The sequence below is a fragment of the Pseudomonas sp. TTU2014-080ASC genome (genome assembly GCF_001446935.1).
Classification (GTDB): domain Bacteria; phylum Pseudomonadota; class Gammaproteobacteria; order Pseudomonadales; family Pseudomonadaceae; genus Aquipseudomonas.
Map to the genome: position 1 here is coordinate 53,002 of NZ_LKKK01000013.1, position 14,002 is coordinate 67,003.

Sequence of the window (14,002 nt, forward strand, 5' to 3'; positions counted from 1 at the left end):
GGTTGTCAGAGGGTGAACAGGGTATCAGGTGGTTCGATACTGGTGCTGAGGATTATTCGGCCATGGGATGGCTGTAATGGCTTGGAGATTGTCTGCTTTAATCGTCGGTAATGGCCGACAAGTGTGACTTTAGTCATTAACATTTGCGCTTCCTTCAATAGTGTTACCGGAGAGCATGCATGAGTCAGGTGTTGGATGAGTTGGTCGCGTTATTGACTCTGGAAACCATTGAAGAAAACCTCTTTCGCGGTGTGAGCCAGGACCTCGGCTTCCGCCAGCTGTTCGGTGGGCAGGTGTTGGGCCAGTGTGTGTCAGCAGCCAGCCAGACTGTCACCCCTGAGCGTCATGTGCACTCCATGCATGGTTACTTTCTGCGTCCGGGGGATGCCACCTTGCCGGTGGTGTATCAGGTGGATCGCGTGCGTGATGGCGGTACCTTCAGTACGCGCCGGGTGACGGCAATTCAGAAGGGCCAGCCGATCTTCACCTGCAGCGCTTCGTTTCAGATTGATGAGGAAGGCTTCCACCACCAAAACACCATGCCCGATGTCCCCGGTCCGGAAGAATTGAAGTCGGAGACCGAGCTGGCGCGTATGGTGCAGCAGCTGATTCCGGAGCGCATGCGCGAGCGGGCGATCAGCGACAAGCCCATCGAAATCCGCCCGGCGACCTTTATCAACCCCTTTGCGCCCAAGCCGTGCGAGCCGGTCAAGCATGTGTGGTTCAAGGCGGCCGGTGATCTGCCGGACAATCCGCACCTGCACAAGCTGCTGTTGGCCTACGCCAGTGACTTCAACCTGCTGACCACCTCCATGCAGCCGCATGGCGTGTCGGTGTTCCAGAAATTTATGCAGGTGGCGAGCCTGGATCACTCCCTGTGGTTCCACAGCAACCTGCGTCTGGATGACTGGCTGCTCTACAGCATGGACAGCCCGTGGTCCGGCAACGCCCGTGGTTTCTCCCGGGGCAGCATCTTCAACCGCAAGGGCGAGCTGGTGGCCTCGGTTGCACAGGAAGGTCTGACCCGCGTGCGTGAGGACTGGAAGTGAGTCTCGCGGCTGCCCGCCACTGGGTATTCGATATGGACGGCACACTGACCCGTGCCGTGCATGATTTTGATGCCATCAAGCGGGCGCTGGAGATTCCTCTCAATGAAGACATCCTCGGCCACCTCGCTGCCTTACCGGCAGATGTGGCTGCTGCCAAACATGCTTGGCTGATGGAGCACGAGCGTGAGCTGGCAGTTAACGCGGTGGCTGCGCCGGGGGCGGTTGAGTTGGTGCGCAGCCTGCATGCACGGGGCTGCCGTTTAGGGATTCTGACGCGCAACGCCTACGAACTGGCTTGGGTGACGCTTGAAGCCATTGGCGTCGCTGACTGCTTTGAGCAAGCGGATGTGATTGGTCGCGATGAAGCCGCGCCCAAGCCCGATCCGGCTGGGTTGCTGCTGCTGGCAGCGGCCTGGCAAGTCAGCCCCGCGGAGCTGGTGATGGTTGGGGATTACCGCTTTGATCTGGAATGCGCGCGAGCGGCTGGGGCGCGCAGCGTGCTGGTAAATTTGGCGGAAAACCCATGGCCGGAGCTGACCGATCACTTTGCATTGGATTGCGCGGCGCTGCAGCGGGCGCTGTGAGCCTCAGTGACAACAGCCGCCTGATTCCAAATCCTTGAGAATCGGGCAGTCCGGGCGGTCGTTGCCCTGACAGTGCTGAATCAAATCTTTCAGCGTATCTCGCAGGCTGCTGAGTTCGTTGATTTTGCGCTCCAGCTCGTCAATATGCCCTTGCGCCAGCGCCTTCACATCGGCACTGGCGCGTTGGCGGTCTTCCCATAACGCCAGCAGCTGGCCGACATCCGCCAGTGAGAAGCCCAGGTCCCGCGAGCGTTTGATAAAAGCCAGACGATGCAAATCCTGCTCGGTGTAGAGCCGATAGCCGCTGTCGGTCCGGCGGGCGGCAGGCAGCAGGTCGATGCTTTCGTAATAGCGGATCATCTTGGCGCTCAGGCCTGAGCGCCTGGCGGCTTGGCCGATGTTCATGGCGCGGTCCTCTGCCCTTGGTGATGCCGGGGTTTCCACAGTTTCAGCAGCAGCGCATTACTGACCACGCTGACACTGCTCAGTGCCATAGCCGCTCCGGCCAGCATCGGGTTGAGTAGCCCGGCGGCAGCCAGCGGAATGCCGACCATGTTGTAAACAAACGCCCAAAATAGGTTCTGGCGGATTTTGCTGTAGGTACGGCGACTGATGTCCAGAGCATCGGCCACCAGACGTGGATCGCCGCGCATCAGGGTGATCCCGGCAGCGTGCATGGCTACATCGGTGCCGCTGCCCATGGCAATGCCCACGTCTGCGGCGGCCAGTGCCGGAGCATCGTTGATGCCGTCGCCGACCATGGCAACCACACCGGACTGGCGCAGGCTGCCAATGATCTCGGCTTTATTCGCAGGCAAGACTTCGGCGTGGGCGTGGCTGATGCCCAGTGCGCTGGAAACGGCGTTGACACTACCCGGGTTATCTCCGCTGATCAGATGGCTGGCGATGCCTTGTGCAGTCAGTGCGGCGATGCCTTCAGTTGCGCCTTCCTTGAGGGTGTCACCAAAGGCGAACAGGCCGATGACCTGTGCCGTGGGAGCCAGCTGCAACAGCCAGGACAGGGTTCGGCCTTCGCGTTCCCAAGCCTGAGCGTCAGCCGCCAGTTCGGCCTGCGTCAGCCCCAGTTCATCCAGCAGACGGCGGTTGCCCAGAGCGAGTTGGCGCTTGTCGACTTCGCCACGGATGCCGCGCCCCGGCAGGATCTGGCTGTTACTCAGCTCAGGTAGGGCCAGTCCGCGCTCAGTGCAGGCTTGCAACACCGCTTTGGCCAATGGATGTTCGCTGCCGCGCTGCAAGGCACCGGCCAGTCTCAGCAGTTGCTCATCATCAGCGTCCACCCCCCGCATGTGGGCAATACGTGGCGCGCCGGAGGTGAGTGTGCCGGTTTTGTCGAAGGCGACCACGGTCACTGAATGCGCCACCTCCAGCGCTTCGGCATCCTTGATCAGAATGCCGTGGCGGGCGGCCACGCCGGTGCCCGCCATGATCGCCGTCGGTGTGGCCAGGCCCAATGCGCACGGGCAGGCAATCACCAGCACGGCGATGGCGTTGAGCAGCGAAGTTTCAAGACCTGCGCCAAGCAGTAACCAGGTGGCCAGTGTGATCAGGGCGATCAGCAGCACGGCGGGCACGAAAATCTGGCTGACTTTGTCCACCAGTTTCTGGATCGGAGCCTTTTTCGCCTGAGCGTCCTCAACCAGACGGATGATGCGCGACAACACAGTCTCAGCACCCAGCGCAGTGGTTTCGATAATCAGGCGCCCCTCGCCGTTAATCGCGCCTGCGGTGATGCTGTCACCTGCCTGTTTGGCGATGGGCAGGCTTTCGCCGCTGATCAGGGATTCATCCGCATGGCTTTGCCCGTCGAGCACACGCCCGTCCACCGGGAAGCGTTCACCGGGTTTAACCACCAACTGGTCACCCAGCTTCAGTTCGCTCAGTGCGACCCATCGCTCAATGCCATTGTGTAAGCGCAGCGCCCGCTCTGGCCGCAGCGCCTGTAGGGCGCGAATGGCGCTGGTGGTCTGGCGTTTGGCGCGGCTTTCGAGGTATTTGCCGAGCAGGATCAGGCTGATAATCACTGCCGAGGCTTCGAAATACAGATGGGGCATGTCACCGTGAGCGGTATTGGCCCATTGATACAAACTCAGGCCATAAGCCGAGCTGGTGCCGATGGCGACCAACTGGTCCATGTTGCCAGCACCGTTGCGCAGCGCGCTCCAGGCCGCGCGGTAAAAGCGTGCACCGAAGATGAATTGCACCGGAGTGGCCAGCGCGAACTGAGCCCATGCGGGCAGCATCCAGTGCAGGCCGAAGGGCTCAAGCAGCATCGGCACAACCAGCGGCGCGGTCAGCACTATAGCCAGCAAGAGCATCCAGCGTTCCCGGCGCAAGCTGCGTTCTGCGCTAGGTTGTGCCGGTTGTGCAGGGTTGATCAGGCTCGCTTCGTAGCCGGCCTTTTTGACGGCAGCGATCAGCTCGTTGCTGTCCGTGCCCGCCAGCAGGCGGATGGAGGCGTGCTCGCTGGCGAGATTGACGCTGGCCTCCAGTACCGCCGGGTGCTTGCTCAGGGCGCGTTCAACGCGCCCGGAACAGCTGGAGCAGGTCATGCCCTGTATGTGTAACTCGAGTGTTTCGGTCGGTACGCTGTAGCCAGCCTTGCTGATGGTTTCGACCAGTGCTGGCAAGCTGCCGGGCGGGGCCTGTATGTGGGCCTGTTCATTGGCCAGGTTAACGCTGACCTGGCTGACATCGGCCAGCTTATTGAGCGCGCGCTCCACGCGTCCGGCGCAGCTGGCGCAGGTCATGCCGGTGACGGGTAGGGTGAAGGTGCTGAGGCTGGTCATGGCACGTCTCCTGGTGAGGTGATCGATAGGATCAACCTTGTCACGAGGTTAAGGTCAAGGCCCATTAATGGCTTGACCTTAACCATATGGCAAGGTGCAGACTGCATGCCGTCTTATGTTTACTCATTAGGAGTTCCCCATGTCAGCAGCAACCGTTCACACCTTTCAGGTTGAAGGCATGACCTGCCAGCACTGCGTCAAAGCTGTTACTGAGGCGGTTAAGGCCGTGGATGCCAGCGCTGAGGTCAAGGTGCAGTTGAGCAGCGGTGTGGTGCAGGTCACCAGCGCTCAGTCTGACGATGCGTTGATCATCGCCATTGCCGAAGCCGGTTACGGAGCAGGTTTGGCCTGATCATTTGGGGGGCAGCAGTGCCAGTCCTTCACCAACCCCCTGAAACAGGCATCGACAATCGGGCTGATGTCGATTTCAGGGTTGAAAATCGTCGGGTCGCGCAGCCAGTCATGGAACATGCCGATTAGTACTGCGTGCACAGTGCGTGCCGCCAGGCGCGGGCAAATACCTGGATACAGGCGCGGGCGAACTGCAGGATTGTTGAACTGCTGTTCGCACAACTCGATAAAGAGATTGATGAAGGCTTCGTGGCGTTCTTCTGCCGGGCGCAGTTCTTCAGTGAATTCGCAGCGGCGCAGCAAAATGGTGAAGATGCGCTGCTTTTTCTCGTCCTGCACCAAGCCTGATAGGGCATCCACACACAGCTGACGCAATGTCTGCAGCGGGTCATGCTCCGGGCAGCCGCTGATTCGCTCAACCAATTGCTCCGGCGGCAGTCGCACCTGATTGAGCATGGCAGTGAACAGGTCAGCCTTGTTCGCAAAGTGCCAATAAACCGCACCACGGGTTACGCCAGCCTGGCGAGCAATATGCTCGAGGCTGGTGTGGGCAACTCCCTTTTCCAGAAACAGCGTTTCAGCGGCCTCCAGAATGGTGATGCGGGTTTTCTCGGCGTCTTCTTTGGTTCTGCGCATGGCGAGGTTGGAATTTCTGACTAGTCTCAGTTCTGAAGAATAGTAATAAAAGATCACAAGCCGCTTACAGGACCCAGTGTATGCATGCGGCTATGTGAATGTTATGCCTTGAGTCACATGGAGACATTCATGCGCTTCTCTGTCCGCAATGCGGTTTTTGCCAGTGGTTTTCTGGCTGCATCCTTGTCTACTTCGCTTCATGCCGCTGATGCGCCTCCTGCTCCGGGAGTGGTGGTGGCCACTGTCAAAAGCGAGTCTTTGCCGCTGCAGTATGAGTACTCCGCACGTACGGCAGGCTTTCGCGAGGTGCAGTTGCGGGCACAAGTCAGCGGTATTCTACAGGAACGTACCTATGTAGAAGGTAACCGTGTCAATAAAGGACAAGTGATGTTCCGTATTGACCCGCGCACCTATGAAGCCGCGTTAAGCCGTGCCAAAGGCGCACTGGCTCAGGAACAGGCCCGCTACCGTCAGGCGGAGCGCAATCTGGGGCGCATCCGCGAGCTGCAGAAAAAAGGCTTCGCCAGCGAAAGTGAGCTGGATAACGCAATTTCCAACTTTGAGCAGAGCAAAGCCAATATCCAGGCGGCTCAGGCGGAGGTTGAAGCGCGCAGAATCGACCTCGAATACACCACGGTCAAGGCCCCTATTTCCGGCATTACCAGCAAGGAAACTGTCTCGGAAGGCAGCCTGATGGTGGCTGGTGATCCGAATGCCAGCCTGCTTAGCAATATCACCCAGCTTGATCCGATCTACGTCAACTTTGCTGTTCCTGACTCCGATCTGGAGAGCGTGCGCAGCGGCCTACACAACGGCACGCTGGTGATGCCGGAAGACGGAAAGCTGATGGTCAAGGTGATGTTCGGCGATGGCAGTGTCTACCCACACGAAGGCACAGTGAACTTCACTGATAGCCTGGTCGACCGTAGCACCGGCGCAGTAAGTATTAGGGCGGTGCTGCCGAACCCGGATCAGTCCCTGCTACCGGGGCAGTTTGTCCGCATTCAGGTGCATGGCATTACTCAGCCGGATGCGCTCAGCGTGCCGGAACAGGCAGTGCTGCAGGGGCCGGCCGGGACCTTCGTGTACGTGGTGGACGAAGGCAACATTGCCCGGGCGCGGATTGTCAGCACAGGGCCTACTGTGAACGGGCGCTGGGTGATTCTGTCCGGCATTGCCCCCGGCGATCGGGTGATTATCGAAGGTGTGCTCAAAGTACGCCCCGATGTACCGGTCAAGCCTGTCGACGCACCTGCCAGTAACTCTTAAGGAGCGTCTATCGTGATCTCGCGCTTCTTTATCGATCGTCCGGTCTTTGCTGCGGTTATCTCCATCGTCATCGTGCTGGCCGGCCTGATGGCCATGCGTTCATTGCCGGTGGCGCAATACCCACAGATCCTCCCGCCTGAAGTATCAGTGACGGCGAGCTACTCCGGGGCTAGCGCACAGGTGATCGCGGAAACCGTGGCCGCGCCGCTGGAACAGTCGATTAACGGCGTGGAGGGCATGATTTATCAGCAGTCCAATTCTGGCGGCGATGTGATGAGCCTGTCGGTCTACTTTGAAGTGGGCACCGACCCGGATCAGGCCACCATTGACGTCAATAACCGAGTCCAGGCCGCGCTGGCGAAACTGCCGGAAGAGGTGCGCAGGCTTGGGGTGAAGGTGCAGAAGAAGTCGTCCGACATCCTCCAGGTGGTCACGCTGTTTTCCCCGGATGGTTCGTTGGACCCGGTGTATATCAGCAACTACGCGCTGATCAACGTGATCGACGAACTCAAGCGTTTACCCGGCGTGGGCGATGTTACTCAGTTCGGCTCTAAAGACTATTCCATGCGTATCTGGCTGCGGCCGGACAAACTGGCGCAGTACAACCTGACGCCAACCGATGTGGTTAACGCGATCCGCGAACAGAACTCTCAGTTTGCCGCCGGGACCTTTGGTCAGCAGCCGCTGAAAGAAGATCAGGCCTTCACCTACACGGTGACGACTCAAGGGCGCTTTACCAAGCCGGAAGAGTTTGAGCACGTCATCCTGCGTACCGACATCACCGGTGCCAGCTTGTTGCTTAAGGATGTGGCGCGCATTGAATTGGGGGCACAGGACTATTCCCTGAAAACTTCCCTCAATGGCCAGCAGAACGCGGCGTTTGGTGTGTTCCTGCAGCCGGGGGCCAATGCGCTGGATACCGCCGACGGGGTGAATAACGCGCTGAAGCTTTTGTCGCAGAACTTCCCGGAGGGCATGAGTTATGCGGTGCCCTATGACACCACCAAGTTTGTGAAGGTATCGATTGAAGAGGTGGTGCACACCTTCTTCGAGGCGATCGTACTGGTGGTGCTGGTGGTGTTTATCTTCCTGCAGAACTGGCGTGCCACGCTGATTCCGGTGCTGGCGATTCCTGTTTCGCTGGTCGGTACCTTTGCGGGTATGTACGTGCTGGATTTCTCCATCAATTTGCTGACTCTGTTTGGCCTGGTGCTGGCCATCGGTATTGTGGTGGATGACGCGATTGTGGTGATCGAGAACGTCGAGCGGGTGATGGCCACTGACAAAATCGGCCCGCGTGAGGCGACCATCAAGGCGATGGAGGAGGTGACTGGCCCGATTATCGCCATTGTTCTGGTGCTGTGTGCGGTGTTCGTGCCGGTAGGTTTCCTCGGAGGCTTGGCCGGGGAAATGTATAAACAGTTTGCGATCACCATTGCCGTCTCCGTGGTGATCTCCGGGATTGTCGCGCTTACTCTGAGCCCGGCGCTGTGCGCCTTGCTGCTCAAGCCCGGTCATCACGAACCGGCTGCACCATTCAGGGCATTCAACCGGGTATTCGACAAACTCACCTCCGGCTATGCCTCAGGCGTGCAGTTTTTCCTTAAGCGGATTTTGATCGGGCTAGTGCTGTTTGGCGGCATGATTGCTCTGATGGTCGTGCTGTTCAATCGAGTTCCCAGTGCGTTGGTGCCAAGTGAAGATCAGGGCTACGTACTCAATGCTTACTACCTGCCACCGGCAGCATCCCTCAGCAGGACAGCAGAGCTGACCGATACGGTCACCAAACAGTTGATGGATCATCCTGCAGTGGAAAACGTGGTGACGTTCGCCGGTTTTGACCTGCTCACCTTTGGGACCCGCAGCAATGCCGGTGTGTCGTTTGTGCCGCTGAAAGACTGGCGCGAGCGCACAACGCCCGAGTTGGATGCGCGCAACTTGACCCAGACCTTTATGGCCATGGGCGCGGCGCAGAAAGACGGCGTGGTGATGAGTTTTAACCCGCCACCGATCACCGGGATGAGCACCACCGGTGGTTTTGAAGGCTTTATTCAGGACCGCAGCGGCGGTTCGGTCGAGCAACTGGCCAGCAAGGTCAAGGCGTTTGTTGCTGCCGCAACCAAGCGCCCTGAGCTGGCTGGGGTGCAGAGCACCTTCAGTGCGGATGTTCCGCAGTACTACATCCACCTTGACCGGACCAAGGCGCGGGCCTTAGGCGTGACGGTGAATGAAGTATTTACCGCCATGCAGTCCACGTTTGGCAGTTACTACGTCAATGACTTCACTCTGTACGGACGGACGTTCCAGGTCAGCTTGCAAGCGGAGTCGGATTTCCGCCGCAAACCGGAGGATCTGTCACAGGTCTACGTGCGTGCGGCCAGTGGTGATCTGGTATCGCTGGCCACGTTGGTGCGGGTCGAACGGATTCTGGGGCCGGACACTTTTGCCCGCTTCAACGTCTACCCGGCGGCGAAAATTCTCGGTGGCCCGGCTCCGGGCTACAGCTCTGGGCAGGCTTTGCAGGCGATTCAGCAGGTGGCGGATGAAGTCTTAGGCAGTGATTACAGCATTGGCTGGACTGGGTCGGCCTATCAGGAGCTGGCCACACAAGGTTCCGGCAGCAGTGCGTTTGTGTTCGGTCTGATCATGGTCTTCCTGATTCTGGCTGCCCAGTATGAGCGTTGGACGTTGCCGTTAGCGGTGGTGACGGCGGTTCCGTTTGCGGTGTTTGGCGCGATTCTGGCGGTGTGGCTGCGCGGCATCGAAAACGATCTGTATTTCCAGGTCGGCTTGGTCACGCTGATTGGCCTGGCGGCTAAGAACGCGATCCTGATTGTTGAGTTCGCCGTGCTCAACCGGCAGCAGGGCATGGGCATATTTGAGTCGGCTCTGGAGGCAGCTCGTCTGCGTTTTAGGCCGATCATCATGACCTCGCTGGCCTTTATTCTCGGCGTGATGCCGCTGGCCATCAGTAGTGGCGCGGGCTCGGCCAGTCGCCACTCCATTGGTACTGGCGTGATAGGTGGAATGCTGGCCGCAACAGTGCTGGCAATCTTCCTGATTCCAATGTTCTACTTGCTGGTCGAATCGATGGCGGACAAGTTGAGCAGAGGCTCCAGCAAGGCTGTCGACGAGCAGCATTAATAAAAACGGAGCAGGGCGCAGTAAACCTGCTCATATTCGTCACTGTGTGATCATTGGCGCAGTAGTCCCGCCGAGTTGTATTGGGGCGCCTAAGCGATTGGATTGTCATGACATTACGCCTTCTCCTGATTCTGGGCGCGCTCAGCGCCTTTGGCCCTTTGGCTGTCGATTTCTACCTCCCGAGTTTCCCTGCACTGGCTGAACAATTCTCGACGGATGTTGAGCATGTGCAGTTATCTCTGGCGTCCTACTTTGTCGGTCTGGCCATCGGCCAACTGATGTATGGGCCGATGGCTGACCGCTTCGGCAGGCGCAAGCCGCTGCTGATCGGCGTGTCACTGTTCTGTCTGGCGTCTGTGGCCTGTGCGTTTGCGCCAAGCCTGGAATGGCTGATTGTGGCGCGCTTTATTCAGGCGCTGGGTGGCTGCGCCGGGATGGTGGTTTCACGGGCGGTGGTGCGAGACCTGTGCGATCCGATCAACTCGGCCAAGGTGTTCTCGCAGATGATGCTGGTGATGGGCCTGGCGCCGATCCTTGCGCCGCTGTTTGGCGGGCTGTTGCTGACAGCGTTCGGTTGGTCTTCGATTTTCTACTGCCTGGCCATATTCAGCGGTCTGTGCCTGCTGGCGATTGCCCTGTGGCTGCCGGAAACCCTGGATAAGAACGCGCCGCCTGCACCGCTCAGTGGTGCGCTGCGTGAATACAAGCGCCTGCTGGGTGACTTGCCGTTTCTCGGTTATTCCCTGACTGGCGGTTTTGCCATGGCGGGGATGTTTGCCTATGTGGCCGGGTCGCCGTTCATCTTTATTGAGCTGTATGGCGTTGACCCTAAGCTCTACGGTTTCCTGTTTGGCGGTAATGCGCTGGGTTTTGTTTTAGTGGCCCAGCTCAATGCCTGGCTGGTAGCCCGACAGGGGCCGGCGCATTGGCTGAATATCACCGTCTGGTTCTATCTGGCTTGTGGCCTTGCACTGCTATTGGTTGCTCTGGCCAAACCGGCTCAACTGTGGCCGCTGCTGGTTCCGTTATTCGGTTGTATTGCCTGCCTGGGAATTCTGTTGCCTAACGCTTCGGCCTGCGCCATGGCAGGGCAGGGTAGTCACGCTGGCAGTGCTTCGGCGATGCTTGGCAGTGTGCAGTTTGTCATCGCCGCGAGCACTGCGAGCTTGGTTGGTGTGCTGCATGAAGGCACTGCCTGGCCTGTTGCCGTGCTGATCTTCAGCTGCGGCGTGCTGGCAGTATTTTTCTCTTTCTTTACCCGTTGGGCTGAGCAGCGGCCTGCCCGCTCGCCGGCCTAACTGGCAATGCGTTGCTGTGTCGGCAGCGTGTGTGGCGCTGTGATCCGGCGCTGCAGTGTGCTGACAAACTCACGGGCTTCAGTCTCGGTATGAAACAGCACACGCTGGCGGTCGAGAGAAACCTGCCAGTTCTGGCCGGTGGATGTGGTCACTGGTTGGATTGCAATTTTCATGGACGGTCCTCCGGTGAAAGAGGACTTGAGTCTAGAACCGAAAGCTTCGTCTGAAATTGACCTGAAGCAGTTCATTCCTGACGTTCGTCGGAATGAGCTGCATCAGCGCGGACCATCCGTCGCCTACTGGCTGCTAAAGATATCAAGTGATATCAGTTAGCCCGCTCCGTACGGCCACAGGTTTGTACGGCCAGGCCGGCCAGGCGGGTGAACTCGGTGACCAGCTGGATATCTGCGTCGCTGGGTTTGGTCGGGTGTGGGTAATAGACCGCGAATGTACCTAACACCTTGCCTCGTTCATCTTTGAATGGCAGTGACCAGCAGGCCTGTAGGCCAGCCGAAAAAGCCAGTTCACGGTAGTTTGCCCAGTTGGGGTGGGTGCTGATGTCTTCGGCAATGACCATCTCCCCCGTGCTTGCAGCATGTCCACAGGAACCGATACCTGTTGATGCGCGTATCCCATCAATCGCCTGGCAGTAGCTCTGCGGCAGGCTCGGCGCTGCGCCGATAAACAGGCAGCCCTGGCTGTCGAGCAGCATGATCGAAACGCGCATCTGCGGCTGTAGCCGCTCCAGGTTGTGGGTGATGCCGTGGAGTATCTTCTCCAATGGCTGCTGGCCCAGCAGTTTATCCATCACCGAATTACGCGCCTGTTGCAGGTGCTGTGTCAGGTATCGCTCTTGTACGTCGTGCAGGCTGCCATGCAGGCAGCCATCCGGTTCGCTGCGGTTCAGTTGCAGCTCAATTTGGCGAACCTGGCCCTGATCGTTCAGCAATTGGCATTCCAGGCGCAGGCTGGTTTCGGCACCGGAGCGCAGGTCATCCAGTTGCTGGCGCAGCGGCATCTGGCCCAGCTCGGGGATAAAGCGGTGCAGCGGGCTGCCCAGACTTTCAACGATGCGGTGACCGGTGACGTGTTCCCATGCCGGGTTAACAAAAGTCAGCAGGTTGTGGTTGTTGACGATAAAAATGGCATCGGCCAGATGGTCAACCAGCGAGCGGTAACGGTTCTCGCTGATCTGCAACTCTTCGTGCATTTTCTTCTGTTCGGTCAGGTCGATGTCGATATGGTACTTCTCGAGCTGATCCAGGCGGTTACGAATCACCAGTTGACTGGAGTGCACCCAGACCAAGCCGCCGTCCTTACGCTGCAGCTGGATTTCGCCCGCGCTGATGGCCGAACCGTTGAGCTGCCACAAATTGTTAGCAGTGCTCATTTTGCGACGCTGCAGGGGCGGCACAATCAGCTCCTCCATGCGTCGTCCCATCACGTCGTTGACGTTGTAGCCATACAGCTGAGTGCTGGCCTCGTTCCAGAAAATCACCCGGTTCTCGCGGTCATACCCTTGCACGGCAATGCGCGGCGTCTGTTCGAACAGCTGGCGGAAGCGCATTTCACTTTCATGCAGTGCGGCTTCATCGCGCTTTTGCAGGCTGATGTCCTGCAACGTGCCATGAATACTGCCATCGGCACTGGCCTCACCGCGCAGGTGAACCCAGATCGGTTGCTGCTGCGCGTGCTGCATAAGGCGGGCACAGACGTTGAGCTCGGTGTGATCATCCAGCAGCGCCTGTACGGCCCGTTGTACCGCGCCGCGTTCGGCCGGGTGCAGCCAGGTCAGCAGGTGAGCGAGGCTGGCCTGCTGATCATGGGCGTCTCGACCCAGCAGCTTGAGCGCAGCAGGACTCCAGTGAAAGTCTTGGTTTAGCGACCAGGTGCCCATGGCGCTGTGCTGCTGCACCATATCCAGCAGGCGGTTGGACTGTTCAATCCGGGCCAGACTCCGACGGCGGTAATTCAGCCCCTTGTAGCAGGTGATAAACACCAAGGCACCGCTTACCAAGGTAAAGAGCAAGCCCTTGAGCGACTGCATGAGCACCATGACATCGATATTGCTGACCAGCAGATGCAGCAAGCGATCAGTGCCATAAATCCACAATGCGCCGATAAAAATGTAAACGCCCGCCAGGCGCAGGGCGCCTCGAAGATCAGAGTGCATAGGTTATAAATGCCGAATATGAAGGGGCGAACATCCCCAAATTGCCGAACCCTGAGGCGAATGTCCAGCTTACAAGTACGATTATGCCAAAACGATGATGGGATCACCCGTTTGGCGTATTCCGCGTCCTGCAGGCAAGCTGCGTTGCGTCAATCCACCACAGCGTAAATGGAGCTAATCTTTATGGTGATAAGTGATAGAGTTCGCCTCCATGAAATTGCGCCGATCAGACCAAAGACTGTTCGCCTGGATGCTGTACTTCAGCGTTCTGTTCAGTGCGCTCGTCTGCAGCATAGGCCATGGACAGATGGCTGGCCTGCAACTGAGCGGTCTGGATGGCCAGTACTGTTCATTCGAGGGCAATTTCGGTGCCGGGGCCGATCTTAACGGTTCCGGTGTCATTGCGCCTAACCCGGCAACCGGCTCCGGTTGTGCACTCAGCTCCGGTTTTAGTGCCGTGCTGCTGGCCGCATTCTTCGGTTTGCTCGGACTTCTGCCGCTTACCCGCACTATTCGCCTGGCGAGTTGGCTGAGTCCGGCGACTGCTGTGCGTTTTCTCTGGCCTTCGGCCAATCCACGAGCGTCTCCTGTTCTGGCCTGAGTTGCCTGGCAGCGCCCAGCGCTGCTGACCGATCACCTCATCAATCTGCCCGGCCTATCACTAATGGCCTGCGTTGCGTTTGTGTGATGT

12 protein-coding genes are annotated in these 14,002 nt (G+C 58.7%); 7 read left to right on the top strand and 5 right to left on the bottom strand.

Going from position 1 to position 14,002, the window contains the following annotated elements:
* The first annotated feature begins 179 nt into the window (after nucleotides 1-179).
* The gene (gene tesB, locus AO726_RS16800) at nucleotides 180-1,049 is read left to right on the top strand and encodes an acyl-CoA thioesterase II (RefSeq protein ID WP_058069261.1); all 870 of its coding nucleotides are present in this window, start codon (nucleotides 180-182) and stop codon (nucleotides 1,047-1,049) included.
* Complete coding sequence (locus tag AO726_RS16805) at nucleotides 1,046-1,633, top strand: HAD family hydrolase (RefSeq protein WP_058069262.1); 588 nt, start codon at nucleotides 1,046-1,048, stop codon at nucleotides 1,631-1,633. Before tesB ends, AO726_RS16805 begins: the two co-directional genes overlap by 4 nt.
* Nucleotides 1,634-1,636: 3 nt before the next feature.
* On the opposite strand, the gene cueR is transcribed toward AO726_RS16805, so the two are convergent.
* Nucleotides 1,637-2,038, bottom strand: a complete 402-nt coding sequence (gene cueR / locus AO726_RS16810) for a Cu(I)-responsive transcriptional regulator (RefSeq protein WP_058069263.1) — start codon at nucleotides 2,036-2,038, stop codon at nucleotides 1,637-1,639.
* Complete coding sequence (locus AO726_RS16815; RefSeq protein ID WP_058069264.1) at nucleotides 2,035-4,440, bottom strand: heavy metal translocating P-type ATPase; 2,406 nt, start codon at nucleotides 4,438-4,440, stop codon at nucleotides 2,035-2,037. The genes cueR and AO726_RS16815 overlap by 4 nt, the downstream gene beginning before the upstream one ends.
* Before the next feature lie 139 nt (nucleotides 4,441-4,579).
* On the opposite strand from AO726_RS16815, the gene AO726_RS16820 reads away from it, so the two are divergent.
* The gene (locus AO726_RS16820; protein WP_058069265.1) at nucleotides 4,580-4,792 is read left to right on the top strand and encodes a heavy-metal-associated domain-containing protein; all 213 of its coding nucleotides are present in this window, start codon (nucleotides 4,580-4,582) and stop codon (nucleotides 4,790-4,792) included.
* On the opposite strand, the gene AO726_RS16825 is transcribed toward AO726_RS16820, so the two are convergent.
* A complete protein-coding gene (locus AO726_RS16825) occupies nucleotides 4,771-5,427 on the bottom strand; it encodes a TetR family transcriptional regulator (RefSeq protein ID WP_058069266.1) in 657 nt (218 codons plus the stop codon). The genes AO726_RS16820 and AO726_RS16825 overlap by 22 nt on opposite strands.
* 129 nt (nucleotides 5,428-5,556) lie before the next feature.
* On the opposite strand from AO726_RS16825, the gene AO726_RS16830 reads away from it, so the two are divergent.
* The 3 genes from AO726_RS16830 (at nucleotide 5,557) to AO726_RS16840 (ending at nucleotide 11,138) form a co-directional block, all read left to right on the top strand.
* A complete protein-coding gene (locus tag AO726_RS16830; RefSeq protein ID WP_058069267.1) occupies nucleotides 5,557-6,696 on the top strand; it encodes an efflux RND transporter periplasmic adaptor subunit in 1,140 nt (379 codons plus the stop codon).
* Between the two features lie 12 nt (nucleotides 6,697-6,708).
* Nucleotides 6,709-9,840: an efflux RND transporter permease subunit gene (locus tag AO726_RS16835; protein WP_058069268.1), complete on the top strand. Its 3,132-nt coding sequence runs from the start codon at nucleotides 6,709-6,711 to the stop codon at nucleotides 9,838-9,840.
* Nucleotides 9,841-9,947: 107 nt separating this feature from the next.
* A complete protein-coding gene (locus AO726_RS16840; protein WP_058069269.1) occupies nucleotides 9,948-11,138 on the top strand; it encodes a Bcr/CflA family multidrug efflux MFS transporter in 1,191 nt (396 codons plus the stop codon).
* Here AO726_RS16840 and AO726_RS21280 read toward each other — a convergent pair.
* Nucleotides 11,135-11,311, bottom strand: coding sequence for a hypothetical protein (locus AO726_RS21280; RefSeq protein ID WP_162838891.1), 177 nt, complete (start codon nucleotides 11,309-11,311; stop codon nucleotides 11,135-11,137). The genes AO726_RS16840 and AO726_RS21280 overlap by 4 nt on opposite strands.
* Nucleotides 11,312-11,463: 152 nt before the next feature.
* Nucleotides 11,464-13,311, bottom strand: a complete 1,848-nt coding sequence (locus tag AO726_RS16845) for a PAS domain S-box protein (RefSeq protein ID WP_058069270.1) — start codon at nucleotides 13,309-13,311, stop codon at nucleotides 11,464-11,466.
* 211 nt (nucleotides 13,312-13,522) lie between these two features.
* On the opposite strand from AO726_RS16845, the gene AO726_RS16850 reads away from it, so the two are divergent.
* Complete coding sequence (locus tag AO726_RS16850) at nucleotides 13,523-13,912, top strand: DUF2946 domain-containing protein (protein WP_058069271.1); 390 nt, start codon at nucleotides 13,523-13,525, stop codon at nucleotides 13,910-13,912.
* Nucleotides 13,913-14,002: the final 90 nt, after the last annotated feature.